Below are 19,705 nucleotides of genomic sequence, written 5' to 3'. Positions count from 1 at the left end.
AACCGGGACTGGGCGCGCACCAGACATCAATATCGGCCCGGCCGAACCTGCGGAGGTTGCCCTTGATAGCAGGCTGTTGAGAAATCCGCGTGGCGGGGAACGACACCCCGCCGCTTCTCGTGGGGGAGTGTCGCATCGGAGGATGAGATGCGAGGGACACTGTTCTACGAGCCTTCGCTCCTGGCTTGTTCATTCCGGGATTCGCGAATCACCAGCACGAACCGTCCCTCGCTGCAGGCGTTCTCCTGAGGCCCTGTCCCGCAGCGTCAATGCATGGCGCCTTGAGTCCGTTGAAAAGCTCGAAGTAGCAGACTTGTGGAAGGTTCGGGTCCGCCGATGAAAGTGGCGACGCTCAGTCGCGACTGAAATTCTTACGCACCCAGGTACGCGAGCATGGCGTCCTTTCCACCCGTGGCCAGTACGTAGGGCGTGCCTGGTGCGATGAGCCCCTTGCGCGCCGCGACACCGTCCACCGCGTCCTGCGCGTGGGTGAGCTGCATGCCGGCTCCTCCACCTCCGAGGACGAGGGGCGCCCCCATTTTCAGGTCGAGCACCACCACCCGGCGTCGAGCGGGCCGGGGCTCCGCCATGTCCACGACGACGAAGTCTCCCGCGAAGCGACGCTGGTCACAGCGGAAGACCCACAGGTTCCGTTTGCGGCCGAGGAGCTCTCGCACGAAGGGCTTCTCATCGCTCTTCAAGGCGTAGCGTTCGGAGAGGAGGGCGGCGGTGGCGAGCGGGTAGCCCTCCTCCTTCACGAGGAGCAGCGCCCACGGGTTCGCATGCCGGAGCAACGACAGAGAGACGGGGAGGACGGCGGGAGGTTCGCGAGGCATGTGTCAGCGTGCTCGACGGGTGAGGTCGCTCATGTCGGACACGCATTTGAACACGCATCGCCGCGGTGTGTTCATCAAGGATGGCATCCATGGAGTCGCTCCCAGGATTGGCCTCTTCACTTCCAAGAATTGAGAGGAGTCTCTCCCGCTGGCATGACGGTGCCGGCCCTCATGGCCAGGAGGGATGTCGCATGGCGTTCGTCGCGAAGCCGTCGCGCGAAAATGCTGTCCAATGGCGTGCGTGTCTCGACGTCAGCGCGCATGTGTTTGAGGCCAGGCCAGGGCCTCGTGCCTAGCTATGGATTGGCGGCGCTTCGTTGTGATTGTCTTCGTGCCGTGCCGCCATCCCCCAATTCACGTGGAATGGAGCAGATAATGGATGTCCGTCGAGTTGCCCGCGAGTGGCGATGGATGCGCATGGCCTTGGCGTTCGGAATGTTGGCCGCGTGTGGGCCTCAGCTGGAGGAGGAATCCCTGGTTGCCGGAGAGACTTTGACAGAGGTCGGGTCGTCCTCGAAGGTGTCGGGGTTGGCGCCTGACCCATACGCCAACCTGGTCGTCCAGAGTGGTGTCATCGCCGTCATCAATCCGGGAAACGCGGTGGGTGCGCCTGATGGGAATGTCGCGAGCTTCTTGAGCCTCCTGGGGGGCTCGCTGCTGCTGGACATGGGCGCGGGGGAGGCGGGCACGGGCCCCCTGCGCATCTACTACCGGGGGCTGTCGCTGTCGGTGATTGCCCAGGTGGACTTCCTTCGGGAGGACATGAGCCTCATCAGCACGGGGCAGGCGACCCTCCTGGACCTGGGCCTCGGGACGCACTCCGCGCTGGTGCCTTTCAGCAGCGCGACGCCCTACCGGTACGTGCGGCTGCGCGGTGGGCTGGCCGCGCTGTACAGCGTGGATGCCGTGGAGGACATGGGCTTTGGAGGGGGTTCCTTCTGCGGCAATGGCCAGGTGGATACGGAGGAGCAGTGTGATGATGGCAACCTGGTATCGGGAGATGGCTGCGGCGCCAGCTGCCAGGTGGAGCCGGGCTACTCCTGCTCCGACACGCAGCCCAGTGTCTGCACTGACGTCAACGAATGTGCGAATGGCACCTCCCAGTGCTCGGTGAATGCAACCTGTACGAACACGCCGGGGAGCTACAGTTGCACGTGCAGGCCGGGCTACTCGGGCAATGGCTGGACGTGCGGCGACATCGACGAGTGCGCGAATGGGACGGCCGTGTGCCAGGTGGGCGAGCTGTGTGTGAACACGCCCGGTGCCTACACCTGCGTGGCCGGTGCCTGCCAGTCGCCCACGGTGCAGTGCGGCTCGCAGTGTGTGGATGTGTCGTCGGATGCGTCCAACTGCGGCGCCTGTGGAAATGTTTGTGACGCTGGGCAGACCTGCTCGGCGAGCGCTTGTGTGGCGGATGGCATCAAGCTGCAAATCGCCACGTCGTGGGCGCGCGTGGGCGATGGGGACCTCGTCGTCCGGACTCCCTCGGGGAAGCTCATCCACGGCGGCAACCGGGGGCCCGGCGTTGAAACGGACTATGGGACGCTGGACCGGATTGCGTCAGCCGGGTGGGGGCCGGAGCGGGTCATCTGGAACGCCGGTGCACCCCCGCCGGCTGGTCAGTACGACGTCTGTTTCAAGGCGGCGGGTTTCTCTCCGCCGCCCAGCGCGGAGAATCCCGTCTCGTACACCGTCACGGTGAGGCGGCTCGGGCAGCCGGACCTGATTGTCTGGAGCGTCGCCACCAGCGCCGACCTGGGTGCCGAGTGCTCCCCGGACCATCCGGCGTACGTCGTGTCCTTCACGTACCCCGGTGGTCCGTAGAGGGCGTCATGCGCTGATGGGACCTGGTCCCTCGCGGCACCGCCTGTCGCCGCGAGGGACGAGGTGATGGGCCACTTTCCGCGGAAGTGAGACAGCCTCGGTTTCGACGTGCGTCAAGCAGGCCTCGCGGGACTGGGGCTATGCTGTCGCATCATGATCTGCCAAGCCTGCGCTCGGCTCCGTGACGTGGCCTTGGGGGCCATGTGTCAGGAGTGCGGTGCCCCGCTCGTGCCCGCCACCGAGCCGAATCTCGACGCACTCGTCAGGGAGACCCTGCGCCGTCACATCGAAGGCTGGCAGGCCAGCGCGCTCATCGACGTCGTCACCGCGACCCAGCTCGCCGAGTCCCTCGTGCCTGGCGCGGACGACCGTCACCCCGAAACGCCGAAGGCAGAGGCGGGTGAGCAGGCCCCCGCCCAGGACTCCTTCGAAGCGGTCGCTGTCCCTCCCACGGACGCGGCGACTCGCGCGGAAGCCTGGGCCGATGGTGTCGCGACCTCGCTTCGCAACGGGGGAGCATGGCGGCTGTGGGGCTGGGGCGCTGCGCTCGCGCGCTCGTTGGACGACGCCGCGAAGGCGGAGCGGGAGCAGAAAGCGCGCAAGCGTCGAGGGCTCCGGCCTGACTCGGACGCGGGGGATGACGACCTGGGTGCGGCGCTGGATTCCGGGCAGACGTTCTTCGACAGGGGTACATCAGGTCCGCTCAGTGGAGGGCTCGAGGCCGTCGTTGCGCTCGATGCACGGCCGGAGAGCGCGCCCCGGTTCCAGGAGTTCATCTGGTGGTTCCTGGGCGCGATGCTGGTGCTGGGCGGCTCGCTCATGGGTGTGCGCGAGGCCTGGCAGGCACTCGGCGGCGTTCCGCGTCAGCTCCTCGTCACGGGCGCCCTGTGGGGGTACCACGCGGCCTTCATCGGGCTCGGTGTGTTCCTCTCCCGGCGCTCCATGCCGGTCGGCCGCGTGCTCGCGGGCATTGGCCTCGCGTTGCTCCCCGTCGCCTTCATCGCGCTGTCGTCGCTGTTCGCCCTGTCACCTGGGTTCGGTGCCGCGGTGGCGCTTGGCGCCGCCGCGCTGGGCTTGGTGCCGCTGAGGTCGGCGGGGCGACTGCTGCATGGCACCTCCGCCGCGACCCTGGGGTTGGCGCTCCTGCCCTCCCTGCTCGCGGGGCTTCCGCTGATGGCGCTCGAGGACGCGCCCTGGCCGCGCACGCTCTGTGCCTCCGTGGGTGTCATGGCCCTGGCCGCCACGGTATGGCGCGCACGGAAGGCGACGGAGGGAAACACGGCGCTCGTCGGCGCGAGCGCCGCGCTCTATGGCGCGCTGTGGCTCGCCGTCTTCTGTGTGGCGAGCGCACCGTCGGGCTTCGACGCTCTGGAGCCAGGCAGCGCCTTGTTCGCGGGCCTCACGCTGTGGGCCCAGGCCCTGGCCACCGTCATCGCCGTGGCCGCGACCACCGACGCCGCGCGCGAGGCCCATCCGCGTGTGAGTCCGGTGCTGGAGATTGTGGCCTACGCGGTGCTCGCCAGTGGCGCGGTCGTGGGCGCGCTGGGCGCGTTCTCCAGTGAGCCCGGAGGGGACTTCCAGGTCGACTTGGCCTCGGCGCTCGCGCCACTCATCGCGGCGGGTGTCTTCTTCCTGCTGGAGCCACGGCGGCGGGCCCTGGTCCACCTCATGGTGATGACGACGCTCCTCGCTGGGGCCTTGTTCGCTCGCACGCAGGCGCCGACGGAGCCGGGCTGGTGGGTATTCGGCGGCACGGTGGCGACCGCGGGCTTGATGCTCCTGGCGCGTTGGAGTGCCTTTCCGGGACTGCGTATCCGCCTGCTCGCCTGGACCCTCCTAGGGTCGTTGGTGGCAATGCCCCTGGTGCGCCAGGTGGGCAGCGCCGCCTCGCCGTGGCCCCAGGTGCTGACGGGGCTGGTCATCGCTGGGGCCGCGCACCTTGCCGGCGGCTGGCGCTGGCGGGGCCTGCACTACCTGGGTGGCGTGGGCCTTGTCTTCGGTGTGCTCGCCTTCGCCGAGGGGACCCCGGCGTTGGAGGGAAGCTGGGGCCGGCTGGCGGTCTTCGCGCTCGTGAGTGGACTCTACGGTGTCGCGGGGCTCGTGCAGGGCGCGTGGGCGCAGCCTGTGTCGCGAAGGGATGGACTGCTGCCCCTGGATGACCTCGCCCTCAGCCTGGCCGCGGCGGGAGTCCTCCTGGCCGTGGATTCCTCTCCGAGCGCTCCGGACCTGCTTGTGTCAGCCACACGGCTGTCAGCCAGTGTGCTCTCCGCGCTTCCCACGGCCGTGGTCACGGCCTGGTTGCTGCTGCGTGTCCGGCGGGATGGCAGCAGGTTCGTCGGGTTCCTCGCAGCCGCGGGGCTCGCGCTCGCGGTCTCCCAGGTGATGGGCACCGTCTCCGACTTCGCATCCCCGCGCTCCGCCCTGGTCGCCGCGTCATTGGCGCTCGGCTTCGCGGCCTTCTCCGCGCTGCGCGGCCGCGCTCCGCTGGATGCCGCGGACTCCGCTGCCGGGCACGAGGGCCGGAGGATGTTCGACCTCTTCAGGCTGCCGCTCGGTGCGCGGGGGTTTCCGCTCTTCACGGATGGTTTCGCCACGGCGGCGCTGGTGCAGACGGTCATGGCTACGCTCACGCTGGCCGGGTGGTTGGCCAGGCCCACGGATGCCGAGCGCGCCACGTGCCTGCTCGCGGCTGGTCTGCTCCTCCTGGTCGTGCTGGTGGCCTTCGTGTCGCGCGGATTCGAGGCATGGCACCTGCGCGGTTCGGTGGTGACGCTCGCGTCGCTGGGCGCGCTCATCGCGCTCACCGCTCTGCTCAACCGAGCGGGCCGGCCGTCGCCGCCGGACGTCGCCGCTCTGCGGACCTCGCTCATCGGCATCGCGCTCTGGGGCGTCGCGCTGGCGACACGGCGCTTCGGGCCCTGGGTCGCCGGACTTCTGGAGAAGCCTCGTCACGGCAAGCTCTACCACTGGGTTCCCCATCTCGGTGTGGCGGTCCTGGCATCTGTGCTCCTGAAAGGCGCGCTCCTCGTCGGCCTGCCCCGGCCGTCCCGGGCGCTGGCTCTCATTCCGCCCTTGATGTTGCTGGGGCCCGCGGTGTTGGTATTGCTGCTCTCGGTGTCCGCGCGCTCGGTGCGGCTCGCGAGCGTGGGGCTCTGGCTCGGGCTGCCGGGTGCGGCGCTCTGGGCCGCGAGGCAGTCGCTGCTCGGGCCCAGGCTCACGCACGCGTGGTCGTCCGAAGGCAGGTGGGTGCGCATCGGCGCCGAGTCCCTGCACTGGCTCGATAAGGACGCGTGGCTCGCACCAGGAGACACGGTGTTCCTGCTGTGGCAGCGGGCTTTCGCGGGCATCGCCGCCGTGGGGCTCGTCTATGCCGTTGCCTCGCTCCGGGGGCTGCCGAATTCCTTCCAGCGCCTGTTGCAGCGCCATTCGGTCATCAGTGTGGGCGTGGTCTTCGTCGCGGCCCTCTTCCAGCCCGGGCTCACGGCGGCAGGACTGGTCTGCATCACCGGTCTGGTGCTGTTCCTCGGAGGGGCCAGGGCGCAGGGGCGCGGTGTGCTTGGCGCGAGCATCCTCCTGCTGGTCCACGCGTTGGCGCACCGTGAGGACATCTTCGAGGTGTGGCCCGGCCCGGTGCTCGCGCTGGTGGGGCTGGCGGTGGTGACGCTGGGGCCGTGGATCGTCCGGCGCAGGGGCTTGTCCGAGAGCGCCGCTCGCATGCGCATCCACCAGGCCAGCGCCATCTATTTGTTCGCAGCGCTCGTGTACGCGTTGGCCACGAATGGAACGCCGTCGTCGACGCTCGCCGCGCTCAACCTCCTGGGGGAGATGCTGCTGAGCATGGGCGGGAGCTGGATGGTCTCTCCCGCGTTGCCTGTGACCCTGGCGCTCGTCGCCGCGTCGGTGCTCGTGGCGGCTTTCCAGTGGAAGGGCACGCTCGCCTCGCTCGTCGCGACGCTGGGGGCCTGGGGGGTGGGAGGCACTTTTGTCGCCTCACTCATGGCCTTCCTTTCGATTCGCGCGAGTCTGGTCGGCCCGTGGCTGCGTTATGGCGCGCTCTTCATCCTCCATGGCGCGGCCCTGTCCCTGGCCGCCTCCGTGGGCGTGCTGGCCCTCCATGCCGCACAGGAGTGGGTGCGGAGGCGCCGGCCGGACGTCGCGGGCGGCCTGTCATGGGGGCGCGACACAGGGTTCGTGGTGAGTGGGCTGATGCTCGCGGGCCTGGCGGTGGGGGGCTCCGCCTCCGACGGCGCTCTTCCGCTGGCCATCGCCTCCATTGGCATCCTGGTGTTGGTGGCGCTGCACTGCGCCTGGAGCCAGCACACCGGCCGGCATGTCTACTTCGTGCAGACAGCGGTGGTCGGGGTCTACGCCCTGGTGCGCAATCTGTATGCGCCGGGCCTGCGCGCCGAGCACGACGCATTCTTCGCGCTGGCCCTGGGCTTCATCCTGGTAGGCGTGACGGTGTTGGCCCGGCGGGCGGGCGTACAGCCCGTGGAAGCGGCCACCCGGCGCTTCGCGGCACTGCTGCCCGTGGGCATGGCGCTGGTGCTGCCAGGCGAGGCGACGCAGGAGGCGGCACTGCTCGCGGGGGGCTCCGGGCTCCTGTACGCGACGCTGGGCGCGGTGGAGCGCAGCCGGCTGTTCGGTGCGTTCGCCGCGGCCGCGTGCAACTTCGCGCTGCTCATCTCCGCGCTGGCCTTTGGCCTGGAGGGTTTGGAAATCTACCTGGCGCCCATGGGTTTGCTGTTGTTGATGCTGGGCCAGCTCTTCGCGGAGAGCCTGCCGCACGCCGCGCGCAACACGGTGCGAATCCTCGGGGGCTTGTTGCTGTATGTGCCCGCGGCGGCGCGCATCGCGGTCCAGGTGGGTCAGTCTCCCGACGGCACGTATGCGCTCGTCTTCGGCGGGGTGTGTCTGCTCGGCGTGGTGGCGGGCATGGTGTTCCAGATTCGCGCCTACCTGGCGTTGGGGACCCTGTTCCTCACGCTGGACGTCGCGGCCACGCTGCTCGACGCTGGGCTGAGGGACCACCGCATCGGCTTCCTGGTGATGACGCTCACCGGGCTCACACTCATTGGCGGGCGCGTCCTGACGACGTTGAAGCGTCAGGAGTGGGAACTGCTCGTGCGGCGGGTCCGCGTCCAGCTCCGCGGTTGGGATTGAGCGTGCGGGTGGCGGCCCAGGCCCCGGGCTCCCTGCGGACCCTGCACCGGTGGGGAGCTGGGGGCGGTACCGACATTGGCCCTGGGATGCTTGCGACGGCTACTTGAAGCAAAGGGTGGTCGTGGTCAGCATGTCTGTTCGCTTGACCCATTCGACTGCCCTGCAGGTCTCGCCGGGACCGCAGGCGCCATCGTCCTGGCAGCGGCGGTGACACTGGCGGTCGCCCTTCTCCGCCTGGCAGTAGAGCTCTTCGTCAGGGGCGGGCGGGCCACAGACCTGGCTGACGTAGCACTCCTCGTCGGCGTTCGCGCACGCGTCGGTGAAGGAGCAGGCCGCGAGCGAGGAATTCGGTAGCTGGGACGTATCGTCTCCGCAGCCAGCGGAGACCAGAAGGCAGAGCAGGCTCATCAGTGACAGTCGCATGGGGCCTCGGGAAAGGGTGATGCGTTTCCCCCAAGTATACGATAGGCGAATGGTGCGGGCCATCAACGCCCCACTGGCGTGGGCGCGGAGGCGTCGTGGGTAGGCGCGTGCAACTTCGTGGCTCGGATTGAGGGGGCGCGCCGCTGCTGTCTTTTCTCTTTACTCCCGAGAATCGAGAAGGCTGCCTGTGCTGGGACAGGAGTCGCAGCCTTCGTGTCCAGGGTGGGTGTCGCCTTGCGGTCGACGCGGCGATACCCGGAGAAAAAGCTGTCCAATGGCACACGCGTTCTGGATTCGAAGTGCGTGCCTTTAAAGCTGAAAAAGGAATTCGTGCGTTCATTGTTGTGGCGGTTATCCGGCGTGACAGTCCTCACGTCGGACCGCCATCCCCAAGTCCAAGCGGATTGGAGCAAGACAATGAAGGTCAGTCGAGTGGCCCCCATGTGGCGAATGCTGAGTGCGGCCCTGGCGTTCGGCATGATGAGCGCGTGCGGTTCTGAGTTGGAGGACGAATCCGTTGTTTCCGAAGAGGCACCGGTGGACGGCGAGTCGTCATCGGACTCGGTGTCGGCGATGGCCAGTGACCGTCATGCCGACGCAGTCATCCACAGCGGTGTCATCGCCGTCCTCAATCCGAACAACGCCGTGGGCGCACCGGATGGGAACGCCGCGACGTTCCTGGGGCTCCTGGGCGGTTCCATGGTTCTGGACATGGGCCTGGGGGAAGAGGGCACAGGGCCGCTGCGCGTCTACTACCAGGGCCTTTCGCTGGCGGTCATCGCCCAGGTGGAATTCCTTCGTGGGGACATGAGCCTCATCAGCACGGGACAGGCGAACCTGCTGGACCTGGGGCTCGGGACCCACTCCACGCTGGTGCCATTCAGCAACTCCACGCCGTATCGCTACGTGAGGCTGCGCAGTGGGGTTGCCTCGTTGTTCGGCTTGGACGCGGTGGAGGATACGGGCGGCGGTGTGAGCGCCGTGTGTGGCGATGGCCGTATCAGCAATGGAGAGCAGTGTGACGACGGCAACCGGGTTTCGTCGGATGGCTGCAGCAGCACCTGCCGGGTGGAGCCGGGGTACACCTGCAATGGCATGCAGCCCAGTGTCTGTACGGACGTCAATGAATGCACGAATGGCACTGCGCAGTGCTCGGTGAATGCGATTTGCACGAACACGCCGGGGAGCTACACCTGCACCTGCAGGCCGGGCTACTGGGGAAATGGTTGGACGTGCAGTGACATCGACGAGTGCTCGAACGGGACTGCCGCATGCAATCCCAGCCAGGTGTGCGTCAACACGCCGGGTGGCTATGAGTGCGTGGGCGGCTCCTGTCCGGCTCCCCGGGTGCAGTGTGGCGCGCAGTGCGTGGATGTGTCGTCGGACGTGCACAACTGCGGCGCCTGCGGCGTTGTCTGTCCGGCGGCGAAGACCTGCTCGTCGGGCGTCTGCGTCATGGGGTAGCCTGGACCGACGCTGCCGCTCGCTGAATGACATCATGAGCTGGCGGGCTCACCGCCCTCGCGGTGCAACACGGCGCCGCGAGGGTCGGGGTTCGTCTGGCACGGTGATGGGACGATGCGCGGTGGCTCAGGACTTCTTCCTGGCTTCGTCAATCACGTCTTGCTTGGAGAGGGGCTTGAGCGAGCCGTCTGGTTGGCCCTGGAAGAAGTCGAACTCGTGGATGGTGCCCTTGACCAGGTACTCCTTGTCCCGCGCCGAGTTCACCATCGCGCGTTCGCGAAACGTGAACGAGGGCTTCTCGGGGTCCACACCGACTTGGGGCATGATGGCGCGCTCTTCGGGTGTGGGCTGCCAGAGCGGCTGCGGACGTGGCTCGGAGCGCAGCACCGCGGTCTCGTCGAAGCCGGGCCTGGTGCTCGTCCGGAGGTCGCGCTGGATGTCGAACTGGTCGAGCACCACACCGCTCTTGGGGTCCTTGGCCGGGTTGGTGACGATGCGGTCCTTGCCGTAGAGCGGGTTGTCGACCAGGGGCCCCGTGGCCGTGCCGTCCACGCCCACCGGCGGACCGCTGAAGGACGTGTACGGCGTCTTCGCCTTGATGGACTTTTCGCCATCGACGTGGTCGGAGGCGCTGGTGGTGACGCTGTCGCCCGCGGGCTGGAGCTTGCCGTGCTTGTCGATGGCGGACTTCGACGTTCCGTACCCTGGTTGGATGGCGTCGAACGCGAAGTTCTCACGGCGCGACAGCGGAACATCCGGCTTGATACGAGGCGTGGCCGCGTTGTTGCCGCCATCACGGCGATCCATTGCATCCATGATGTCGCTCATCAGGTCCAGGCTGTTGTTCCGCGCCCGCGTCTCGCTCGCAATTTGAGACGGGCTTGGTGCCTTGGTGGAGTGATGGGCGACTTGTGGCAGCACGCGGGTGGGTGCCCGGTGGCCGCCGGAGCGGGACACTCCTCGTGCGCCTTGCTTCAACAACGTCGTCGTTACCCTCGTGATGGTACCCATGATGTAGACCCCCCCTGGTCTGGGGCATGAGGTGCGTTCCTTCATGCCTTTGTGCGAATTATCCTCCATCTGCTCACGGAGTTGCGTGGGGGAGGGCGATTGGGGTGAGGGCGCAGCTGTGTCCCATTCGAGGTCTCCATCATTCGAGGGTGGGGGCCTTCCGGGGTGAAGCGAGTCGCCACGGAATGCAATTAATGGACAGCTCTCGTCCACAGTCGCGGAAAAGACACAGCCTCAGCGGCCCTTGCGAGGGAATGACACGGTCGCTCCAACGTGTGCGTTGCCATGGCCAGATACGCCCCCTAGCGTCGCACCTGTCATTGGCGAATGAAGAGCCGTTGTCGGCCCACCTACTCTCCGAGGTCAGAGGATGCGCAGATTGCTGCCCCAGGACGTCTTTGTTTCCAGCACCGCTCTTGAACGATTCGAGTCTCCCGTCCGTGCCGCACGCAGACTCGTGGGAGTCTTGTTATTCGCCCTGTTCCTCGGAGTACCAGGTGACGCGGAGGCATCCGATGCCTCGCTCGCGCCAAACTTCTATTCGGGGCATGGCATCACGGTTCATGCGGTGCGGCACATCACGGATCGGCTCATCGACGTGGAAATCTCCACGCCGCTGATCGCACCTCACGCGGTCTATGACCCTCGCCACCACGTTCGGGTGCTCCTGCCGACGGGGTATTACAACAACCCGGGCGTGCGATACCCCGCGGTCTACCTGTTGCACGGGGGAGGAGGCGCGAACTCGGCTCAGTGGGTGGAGTTCGGTGCGGCGTATGCGATTACCGAGAACATGCCCGTCATCACCATCATGCCGGATGGCGGCAAGGTCGGTTGGTACACGAACTGGGTCTTCCCTCGTGGGGTGAATCAGGCGTGGGAGGAGTTCCACCTCAACCAGCTCATTCCGTGGGTGGACCAGAACCTTCGCACGCTGGCGTACAAGCGGGGCCGTGCTATCGCGGGGCTGTCCATGGGCGGTTTCGGGGCCATCAGCTACGCCGCGCGGCGCCCCGACCTGTTTGCCTATGCGGCCAGTTTCTCGGGGGCCCTGGACCTGGGTGACGCCGCCATCCGCGCCACCATCACGGAGGAGGGGACGCGGTGGCTGCAGAACCCGGATGGGGCGTTCGGCTCTCCCTTCTGGCCCTTCGACCAGGCCTGGAACATGAACAACCCCATTCCGCGTGCGGCGTCTCTGCGGGGCGTGGCCGTCGCCTTGTATGCGGGGTCGGGCATCTGGGATGGGGATGTGCTCGAACGCGTCCCGGGGGCGTCCACGGACCGGTTCCACCATGCGCTGAATGCCGCGGGCGTGCCGCACCACTACGAGATGTATGGCCGCCCCGCGCCGGGCCAGAAGCCCTTCGGTTGTGACGGCGGGCACAACTTCAGTTGCTGGAACTACGCGTTCTTCGACGTGCTGCCGCGCATGTTGGCCGTGCTGGACGGGCCGTAAGCCCAACGGCACTTCAGGTGATGGAGCCCTTCGTCCGATGCGAAGGGCTCCCACTGCCACGCGCGCGAGCCGAGCGCCTTCTTCTTGCGGCCTCTTGGTACGGAGATGCTCCTCCTCAATGGCTCAGCAACCACGTCGCGAGCGGTTGCCACGCGAGCGTCGGTGCATCCGCCGCGTACAAGAGGTCACCATGGCCGAAGTCCTCGGCCACTCGCTCCGGACCGAAGCGGCGGACGACGAGCGCCGTGACATCCGTCGATGACACCCGGGTCGTCGAGTACAGCCCGTAGTCACCGAATGCGCCAGCGGCACCGAGGTAGAACAACGGGACGCGGATGTTCAAGAGCTCGGGCCTGGGTGTCGTCCCGCACCAGATTTCGTCGAGTTCCACGGTCTCACGCAGCGACTGGTGCGGCGGCGCGCTGGCGAACCACGCGCTCACGCTGTCCTCGGGCGACTCGCGCAATGCCGTGACGTCGCCGTTGGCGTCGAGGATGGGCGCGCTCAAGTGGTACAGCGGCGTGTACGGCGCGAGAAGGTAGGCCAGGCCATTCATCGCGAGCAGTGCACCGCGGTTGGTGTAGCTCGAAAACACGGGAGACTGCGCCTGGGGCGCGCTCCGGGCCAGCTCGCCCAACGTGATGAAGAAGCTGTTGTCGGAGTCGGTCACGCCTTGCGCAAGCGCCTCACGTCCCGCGGCGGCATTGGCGCACGCCAGCTCGCGCAGTTCCGCGTGCTCGGGCGCGATGTCGTAGTAGGCGTCGAGCACGGCGACCGCCGACACGTGGCGGCCGTTGGCGGCGGCATACGCGTAGGCCAGCTCGCCGCCATGCGAGAATCCGCCGAGCACGATTCGGCCCTTGTCACGGTCGCCGCTGAGCCGTGCCGCCCGTGCGAAGGTGAGCGCGACGGTGATGTCTCCGAGCTCCTGGGCAACGCCCATCTCGCCCAGGTCGGAGATGTCTCCGTTGGCGGAGGGCAGCGTCCAGCGACGGTCAACGCCCCAGACGTCGATGTCTCGGGCCGCCAGGTACGGAGCGAGCCCCGGCGCCGATGACGCGGGAATGCCGAGTGTCGGCAAGAAGTTCGTGACGAAGTTGGCGAAGTCTCCGTGAAGCAACATGATCGCGTGGGCAGGCGACCGTGGCCGCCACGGCGCACGCTCTCGGACGACGCGATGGACCCGCACGATGGCGTTTGGTGCGGTGCCGACACGAATGTCGAATCGGTAGTGATAGATGTCTTCGGTCACGAACTCACGTAGCACCGCGAACGGTGTCGGTGTTGACGCGAGCGATTCCGCTTCAGTTTCAATCCGCGGAGGTGGGGATGCGAATGCGGACGTGCATGCGAACAAGACGATGAACGAAAGACCGAGCTTGGACATTCGGGGCCCTTCATGTGCACTCGAGACGGGATGTGACACGCCCCCTGAATGGGAAGGGGCTGGCCCTCTCAGAACGAAGGGCCCGGCGCGGACATATCGTCCCGTGTTCATCGAGGGTTTGTTTCGTGGAAGCAGCGCCGGAAGCCAGTCACTCAAGGCGGTGGTGCCCGAACATGCGGAATCCGAAGCGACGTAGCGCCTGGTTGAGGGCTGCGCGGATGCGGACTGACTTGAGGTCAGCTCGACACGGAAATGGATTGTCAGAACTCCTGGTGTTGCGCTCTGACAGGTAGGCCCATCTCCTGTGTGGGCCACGGCAATTCCCATCACGGCCGGAAGTGCCCTGTCATGTCGTTGACTCGGAGTCTGGCTTGAAGAGACACTTCTTGCTCACCAAGGGAGGCCGAACATGAAGAAGCCTGCTCGTACGAAGCGTGCAAAGACTCTCAAGGTCACGGTGCGCGTTCTGAAGGTATCCGCGCTCAAGGCCTTTGAAACCAACGTGTCCAGCATTTCCCACATTTCGAAGTAGCGGCGTCCCGGGCACGACATGGGCGTTCAATCAGGTGTCGTGCTCCTCGAAATGGCGAGGGGGAGCTCCATCCTTCAGACCCGCAGGGCGCTGATGGAGATACGGGGCCTCCCCTTTGCTCTTCTCGTCTCCATCCTCGGAGACGTTCGCCGCGGAGGGAGCGCCGCGGTCGTCCGCGCGCTGGTGAAGGCGGGTGTCGACCCTACCGGCGCCAGGGAGCTCGGAGCACGGCTCGAAGAGGAAGGGGCGCTGGGGCGAGGTGCGCCACGCTGGATGGACGAGCAAGCCCTCCGCAAGGAATTGGGAATCACCGGCAGGCTGCGACTGGGACCTCTTCGCACGGCCGACCTCTCCGAGAACAGCGGAGCACTCATCCAGCTGAGCGCCACACGTTGGCGAAGCGCTGGCAGCGGTGTGTGTATCGCCTGTGGTCTGCTCTGGGAGGTTCAGAGCGCGGATGCGCCCGATGAGGCCGCCGCAGTGGCGAATGCGCTCCCGCGCCGCGCCGTGATTGCGCTGGGGACAGCCGATCTGACGGCGCTCCGGAAAGCCATGAAGCCGCATTCCCGCGATGCGCGTGCCTGGACAGAGGGCGCCTACGGGCGGCCAGGCACCAGACGCATCCGTTCTCGGCCCGCGGCGGGATGCGCGTGCTCCGCGAACCGGGGCGCGGCGAACCACATCGGCAAGCTGGAGGGCTCGCGGATGGCTGGTGCCGCGCTGGGGCGCCTGGGAATCGCGACGCGCGAAGCCACGGTCCGTGGCAGGCGGGGGGCTCCTCCCATTGTCACCCTGAGCTGGGGAGCCGCCACCCTGCGTCTTCGGAAACGAGGTCGTCCCGTGGTGTCAGGACATTTCCTGGCCCAGGTGGGCGTCGGAGCATCCCTGGAGGAGCGGAGGCTGACTGCGCGAGCAGAGGCCATCGAGCGTGCCTCGTCCCTCCTTCGTGTGCCCGACGTCTGCGCGACTCCGGCGCGTGCGCTCGAGCAACCGTTCCTGCCCATGCTTGATTGGGACCTCTACACGCCCGAGCAGTACGCAAGCCCGGGGTTTCCCTACGCGCCAGTCACCCAGGACACGCCACTGGATTGGGTCAGGGCCACGGATGCGGAGACCGGTGAGCAATTGCTCGTTCCTGCAGCTTTCACGACTTCCGAACGGCTCGTGGGCCCGCGCTTCCTGTGTGCCTCATCCAATGGCGTCGCGACACATACGAGCGATGATGCCGCGTTGCGGTCCGCGCTCCTGGAGGTGGTAGAGCGCGATGCGCTCCAGCTCGCCTGGTACCGAGGTCAAGGGGCGCGGCGCCTCGACATGGCTACGCTCGACATTGATGAGGGGGTGTCGCGTCATTTCAAGGGTTCGTGCTGGACTCTCCACTGCTCGTACCTGCCCGGTCGCGCCGGCCTTCACGTCATCGCACTCATCGCCGAGGCGACAGGAGAGGGGGCGTTCCCCAAAGGAGGGACGCTCCTCGCCGCCGCAGCCGCGGGAGACCCGGCAGTGGCCGTGCACCGAGCGCTCCGTGAAATGCGAATGTTGACGGAGGCGGTGGCCCTTCGTCGGGAGCTTGCGATTGACTTCGAGGCGCTCCGGCGGCCCCCGGTCCTGGAGAACTACTGGCTCATCGACTCCCTCCTCGACATCACGTTGCTCTACTTGAACCCCGCGATGCGGAGCGCTGTCGACCTGCTCCTGGAAGGCCCCCCGGTGGCGCTCCCTCGGGTTCGAGTCCCCGACACGGCGGGGGAGCTCGTCACGAGGTTCCGACAGCATGGGCTGCGCACCCTGGTCATCAATCTCACACTGGCGGCGGCCTCTCCGTTCCGGACTTGCCAGGCGCTGGTCCTTGGGACGCAGCCTCTGGCGTTCTGTCCGAGCCTGTTACGCCTCGGGAGTGGGCTGCTGCCGCGCCGCCTCCCCCCGCGCAATCCCCAACTGCCCTCATCGCCGCTCGAGCTCAGGCGAGGGCTGCTGAATCCGTACCTGCTTCCGCTGGCATGAGTCCCACCGAAGGCGCGAGGCGACGTCTCGAATGAGCGAACGCGTCATCATTCTGGGCGCGGGCCTCGCAGGACTGGCGGCAGCGCATGCGCTTGTCCTCGCAGGCCGGGACGTCGTCGTGCTCGAGGCGCGCTCTCGAGTTGGTGGCCGGGTCCTGACCCTGCGGCAGCCGTTCGTGGACGGAATGTACGCCGAGGCGGGCGCGAAGTATGTCCTCAGCGGGCACTCGACGGTCCTCGGCTTGGCGAGGAGGCTCGGCCTGGAGCTCGACCCGCTGCCAGTTCCGCACACGTCGGCCTTGCGGCCCTTCCATCTTCGGGGACGTCGCATCCTGGCCCCCTTCGGTGATGACACGGGCCTCCCGCATGTCCTGAGGGCGGATGAGCAGCAGCTCGGCCTTTCTGGCCTCTATCGGAGGTACGTGTCTCTCCTCGTGGAGGCTGTCGGCGACCCCTTCCATGAGTCCTGGCCCGGTCCAGGCGCGACCCACCTCGATGGCCTGACCCTTCGTGAGGCCCTCGCGGAACGGGGCGCTTCTTCAGCGGCCATTGACGCGGTGAGCCTGGGACGGTTTGACCTCGTGGGTGATGGTATCGACGCGAGCTCGGCGCTTGGGGTACTTCGACGGGAGTTGCTGACGGTCGGCAGAGGCGGCTCGAGCGCCTACACCTTGAGGGGCGGAAGTGACCGGCTGCCCGTCGCCCTGGCGGAAGCGCTCGGTGGAAGGATTCAGTTCGGATGGGCTGCGAAGCGCATCGAGCAGGAACAGGGGACCGTCCGCGTGTACTGCCGCGGCAGCACGGGAGAACACAGAACGTTCACAGCGGAGCGGCTCGTGTGCGCCATTCCGTTCTCAGTCCTTCGTGGCGTTGAGCTCGTCCCTGCTTTCTCGGCGGACAAGCTACGGGCGATTCGCGAGCTCGAGCATACGTCCGTCGTGCGCACCTTCATTCAATACCGGCGCCGCCTCTGGACAGAGTGGGGGTGGTCGAGTGGGTGGCTGACGGACCTCCCCATCATGCATGTCCTCGACGCCGCACCGACACAACCTCCGCCGTCAGGCATCCTCGAAGCGTATCGCGTGGGCCCGTGCGCCCGCGCGGCGGGCCTTCTCTCCGAGGAGGAGCGCATTGCCATGGCTGTGCGGGGCCTGAGCCAGTTCGCGCCGGAGCTGTCCTCCGAAGTGCAGTGCGGAACCTCCTACGCATGGGACCTGGACCCTTGGGCTCGGGGGGCCTTTGCGTGGTTCCGGCCGAGGCAGCTCACGCAGTGGGGGCGTGCGCTCACAACGCGCGAAGGCAGGGTCCACTTCGCCGGAGACCAAACCTCCCCCATGCCCGGCTGGATGGAGGGAGCGCTCTTGTCAGGCCAACGCGCCGCCCTTGAAATCCTTTCAGGCGCCAGCGGGGCGTGCATGGCCGAGGGCCTGCACGGCGCCTGATTCAGGCCGCGGAGGCGTCTTGCGAGAGGCCGTGGGGCCAGGGTCCTGACTGTGTGGCCGGGTGAATGCGGACGCGGACATTCGTGGCCAATCCCTCCACGAACGCCCCGTCCGATTTCACCTTCCGCCCAGCGGGAACAGGCGAGGTTCCGTTGGGCGCTCCGGCCTGCGTCCCTACTTACTGGCCTGGGGCGGAGGGCTGCCCTTCCGGGGCCGGCGCGATGTCTTGGCGGCCGCTGCTGGCCTTCCCGCGGCTTTCTTGCCACGCGTCGCCGCGACCTTCTTGGGGCGAGGGGCGCGGGGTTTCTCCTCCTCCGTGGCAGCGCCGTCACCGCGGCGGACGCGTGCCACCGCGTCGCTCACAGACCGGGTCAGCCGCGCAACCTGGGGGGCGGCTCCAAGGGAGTGGGTCAGTCCCTGCACCTTGTGGGACACGGAGCTCAACGCGCGGCGCTCCCGGTTCGACACGGGGAGCAGCGCCGCTCCCGCGACGCCTGCTGCCAGCGTGGTCAGGCCGATGGCCACCGCGTGTTCACCCAGTTGGTCGGCTGCCCAGGTGCGTGCCTGGCCTGCTCGCTCACGGAGTCTGTCTCCACTGGGGACGCGGTCTCGCAGATGCTCCAGTGTCTCGCGCCCTCGGGTGCTGACCCGTTGCATGGCTTCGCGTGTATGCACGGCCACCTTCTTGGGGCCTGTCTTCTCTTCGTCGTGGGCCTTGCGGCGCTTCCAGGCCGCGGTGAGCTTGCCCAACCTTTTTCTTCCGGATTTGGTCGTCTGCGCCTTGGCCATCGCGCTCTCCCTTGTTTCGCCCTCGTTGGGGGCCGGCGTTCCTCGTGTCAAAGAAGGTATGGATGAGAGAACCCGGCGCAATGTGCTACTGCGGGTGAGGACGGCCGGAACGACGAAGGCGCGCTGGGCGCCGAGCGCGACGCCCGCCCACATTCCTCCATCCGTGGCCAGCGCGACCGTCGTGCTACCAGCCGGGCCCCGCGCCCTCGCTGCGCCTGCTTTGACCAGGGTCGCGGCCGCGTTGAGTGCCAGTCCCGTCCCGCCATGCTTGAAGCGTTGGAACGCCTCCTGGTCCTCGAAGAGGACGACCTCCGAAGCTGTCTGTCCGCCCAACTGGACTCCGAGGGTCAGTTGGACCAGCGCCGCGTATCCCACCAGCCGCTCCTGACGGAAGACCTCGCCCATCCCCCAGGTGCCTCCGAGCACGGCGCTTCCCTGGCCTAGCGAAGGGAAGACGGCATAGGCGTAGGCCCGAGCCCTCGCCTGAGCCAGCTCCGGTGAGCGGGCCTCCAGCCGGTGCAATGCCGCCCGTGCGTCACCATGCAGTCTGCGGTGGACGCTCAGCTCCTTCCTCGCGAGCTTCAGCGCGCGGTGGCCTTGGCTCGCCAGTTTGTCTCGGAGGGACGCTTCATTCGTGGCGAGCACTGGCCTGCGCCTTGATGATCCGGGTGAGCAGCAGGGCGGCAGCCGTCAGCCCTGTGGTCAGGGCAGGAGGGGGCTGCGATGCTTGCAGCCGCGGACGCTGCCCAGTGTCATCGGCCCCGTTCTCCTCGGACGCATCCTGCCTGCGGAAGCGCTGCATCAGGCCTCCGTTCCCTCGCTCCGATGCGCCCGACTGCGGAATGAACGTGAACTTCTGTCCGCCCAGGGAGGCCTCGAGCAGCATGCCGCCACGCGAGTAGGCGTGAGCAACGCACTTCGCATAGTTGATGGTTCCGGACGCCGCCGCCTTCACGAGCACGGCGGAGGCGTTGGCGGCGAAGGCCACCTTTCCTCCCTTGAACGCTTCAAGGGCATCACGGTCATGGAAGAAGATGAGCTCGCTCAGGGTCTGTCCGCCCACCTGGACTCCGAGGGTCAACTGGCTCAGCGTGGCGAAGCCAATCGGCTTGCCCTTCTCGAAGACCTCGCCGTGGCCGTATGAGCCGCCGAGGACCAGCGATGCCCTGCCCAGCGAGGGGAAGACGGCATAGCCCTCTACCTGCTCCAGCTCTTTCTTCAGCTCCGGGTGCTTGAGCACCAGGCGGTCCACCGTTGCCACGGCCTCTTCGTGAAGCGTCTTTTCCTGCTCTGGCTTCATGTTCGCCTCCTGATGAATCAACGTGGCGACGGCCATGTCCGCAAGGTACCCATGGGACGTGCGTGCGAACGA

At 67.3% G+C, this 19,705-nt stretch carries 12 protein-coding genes; 6 read left to right on the top strand and 6 right to left on the bottom strand.

The features are described 5' to 3' along the window. Positions 1 to 371 precede the first annotated feature (371 nt). Positions 372 to 836, bottom strand: a complete 465-nt coding sequence (locus tag BLU09_RS29090) for a hypothetical protein (RefSeq protein ID WP_090493174.1) — start codon at positions 834 to 836, stop codon at positions 372 to 374. A 528-nt stretch (positions 837 to 1,364) separates the two neighbouring features. Between BLU09_RS29090 and BLU09_RS29085 the strand changes: the two genes are divergently transcribed. After that, positions 1,365 to 2,660, top strand: a complete 1,296-nt coding sequence (locus BLU09_RS29085) for an EGF domain-containing protein (RefSeq protein ID WP_244172100.1) — start codon at positions 1,365 to 1,367, stop codon at positions 2,658 to 2,660. A 153-nt stretch (positions 2,661 to 2,813) separates the two neighbouring features. Then, positions 2,814 to 7,823, top strand: coding sequence for a hypothetical protein (locus tag BLU09_RS29080; RefSeq protein ID WP_306440811.1), 5,010 nt, complete (start codon positions 2,814 to 2,816; stop codon positions 7,821 to 7,823). A gap of 99 nt (positions 7,824 to 7,922) precedes the next feature. Here the strand turns inward: BLU09_RS29080 and BLU09_RS29075 are convergent, their stop codons facing one another. Next, the gene (locus tag BLU09_RS29075) at positions 7,923 to 8,246 is read right to left on the bottom strand and encodes a hypothetical protein (protein ID WP_090493171.1); all 324 of its coding nucleotides are present in this window, start codon (positions 8,244 to 8,246) and stop codon (positions 7,923 to 7,925) included. A 417-nt stretch (positions 8,247 to 8,663) separates the two neighbouring features. Here BLU09_RS29075 and BLU09_RS29070 point away from each other — a divergent pair, with 417 nt between their 5' ends. Then, entirely contained in the window at positions 8,664 to 9,710 is a 1,047-nt protein-coding gene (locus tag BLU09_RS29070) for an EGF domain-containing protein (protein ID WP_244172098.1), read from the top strand. Between the two features lie 126 nt (positions 9,711 to 9,836). Here BLU09_RS29070 and BLU09_RS29065 read toward each other — a convergent pair whose 3' ends face one another. Beyond that, a complete protein-coding gene (locus BLU09_RS29065; RefSeq protein WP_090493273.1) occupies positions 9,837 to 10,721 on the bottom strand; it encodes a hypothetical protein in 885 nt (294 codons plus the stop codon). A 457-nt stretch (positions 10,722 to 11,178) separates the two neighbouring features. On the opposite strand from BLU09_RS29065, the gene BLU09_RS29060 reads away from it, so the two are divergent. After that, positions 11,179 to 12,180 carry an alpha/beta hydrolase gene (locus tag BLU09_RS29060; protein ID WP_090493170.1) on the top strand — a complete coding sequence of 334 codons (1,002 nt, stop codon included), beginning with the start codon at positions 11,179 to 11,181 and terminating at the stop codon, positions 12,178 to 12,180. A 115-nt stretch (positions 12,181 to 12,295) separates the two neighbouring features. Here BLU09_RS29060 and BLU09_RS29055 read toward each other — a convergent pair whose 3' ends face one another. Then, positions 12,296 to 13,567, bottom strand: a complete 1,272-nt coding sequence (locus BLU09_RS29055; protein ID WP_167371178.1) for an alpha/beta fold hydrolase — start codon at positions 13,565 to 13,567, stop codon at positions 12,296 to 12,298. Between the two features lie 550 nt (positions 13,568 to 14,117). Here BLU09_RS29055 and BLU09_RS29050 point away from each other — a divergent pair. Further along, a complete protein-coding gene (locus tag BLU09_RS29050; protein WP_090493168.1) occupies positions 14,118 to 16,103 on the top strand; it encodes a YcaO-like family protein in 1,986 nt (661 codons plus the stop codon). 31 nt (positions 16,104 to 16,134) lie between these two features. Continuing rightward, entirely contained in the window at positions 16,135 to 17,544 is a 1,410-nt protein-coding gene (locus BLU09_RS29045) for a flavin monoamine oxidase family protein (RefSeq protein WP_090493166.1), read from the top strand. A gap of 174 nt (positions 17,545 to 17,718) precedes the next feature. On the opposite strand, the gene BLU09_RS39535 is transcribed toward BLU09_RS29045, so the two are convergent. Beyond that, positions 17,719 to 18,978, bottom strand: coding sequence for a lipid-binding SYLF domain-containing protein (locus BLU09_RS39535; RefSeq protein ID WP_244172096.1), 1,260 nt, complete (start codon positions 18,976 to 18,978; stop codon positions 17,719 to 17,721). Further along, positions 18,962 to 19,633 (bottom strand): lipid-binding SYLF domain-containing protein, encoded by a 672-nt coding sequence (locus tag BLU09_RS29030; protein ID WP_244172095.1) that lies wholly within the window; start codon positions 19,631 to 19,633, stop codon positions 18,962 to 18,964. Before BLU09_RS29030 ends, BLU09_RS39535 begins: the two co-directional genes overlap by 17 nt. Positions 19,634 to 19,705 lie beyond the last annotated feature (72 nt).

Source organism: Myxococcus virescens (genome assembly GCF_900101905.1).
Lineage (GTDB): Bacteria > Myxococcota > Myxococcia > Myxococcales > Myxococcaceae > Myxococcus > Myxococcus virescens.
This window is presented reverse-complemented; position numbering and strand designations above follow the sequence as displayed.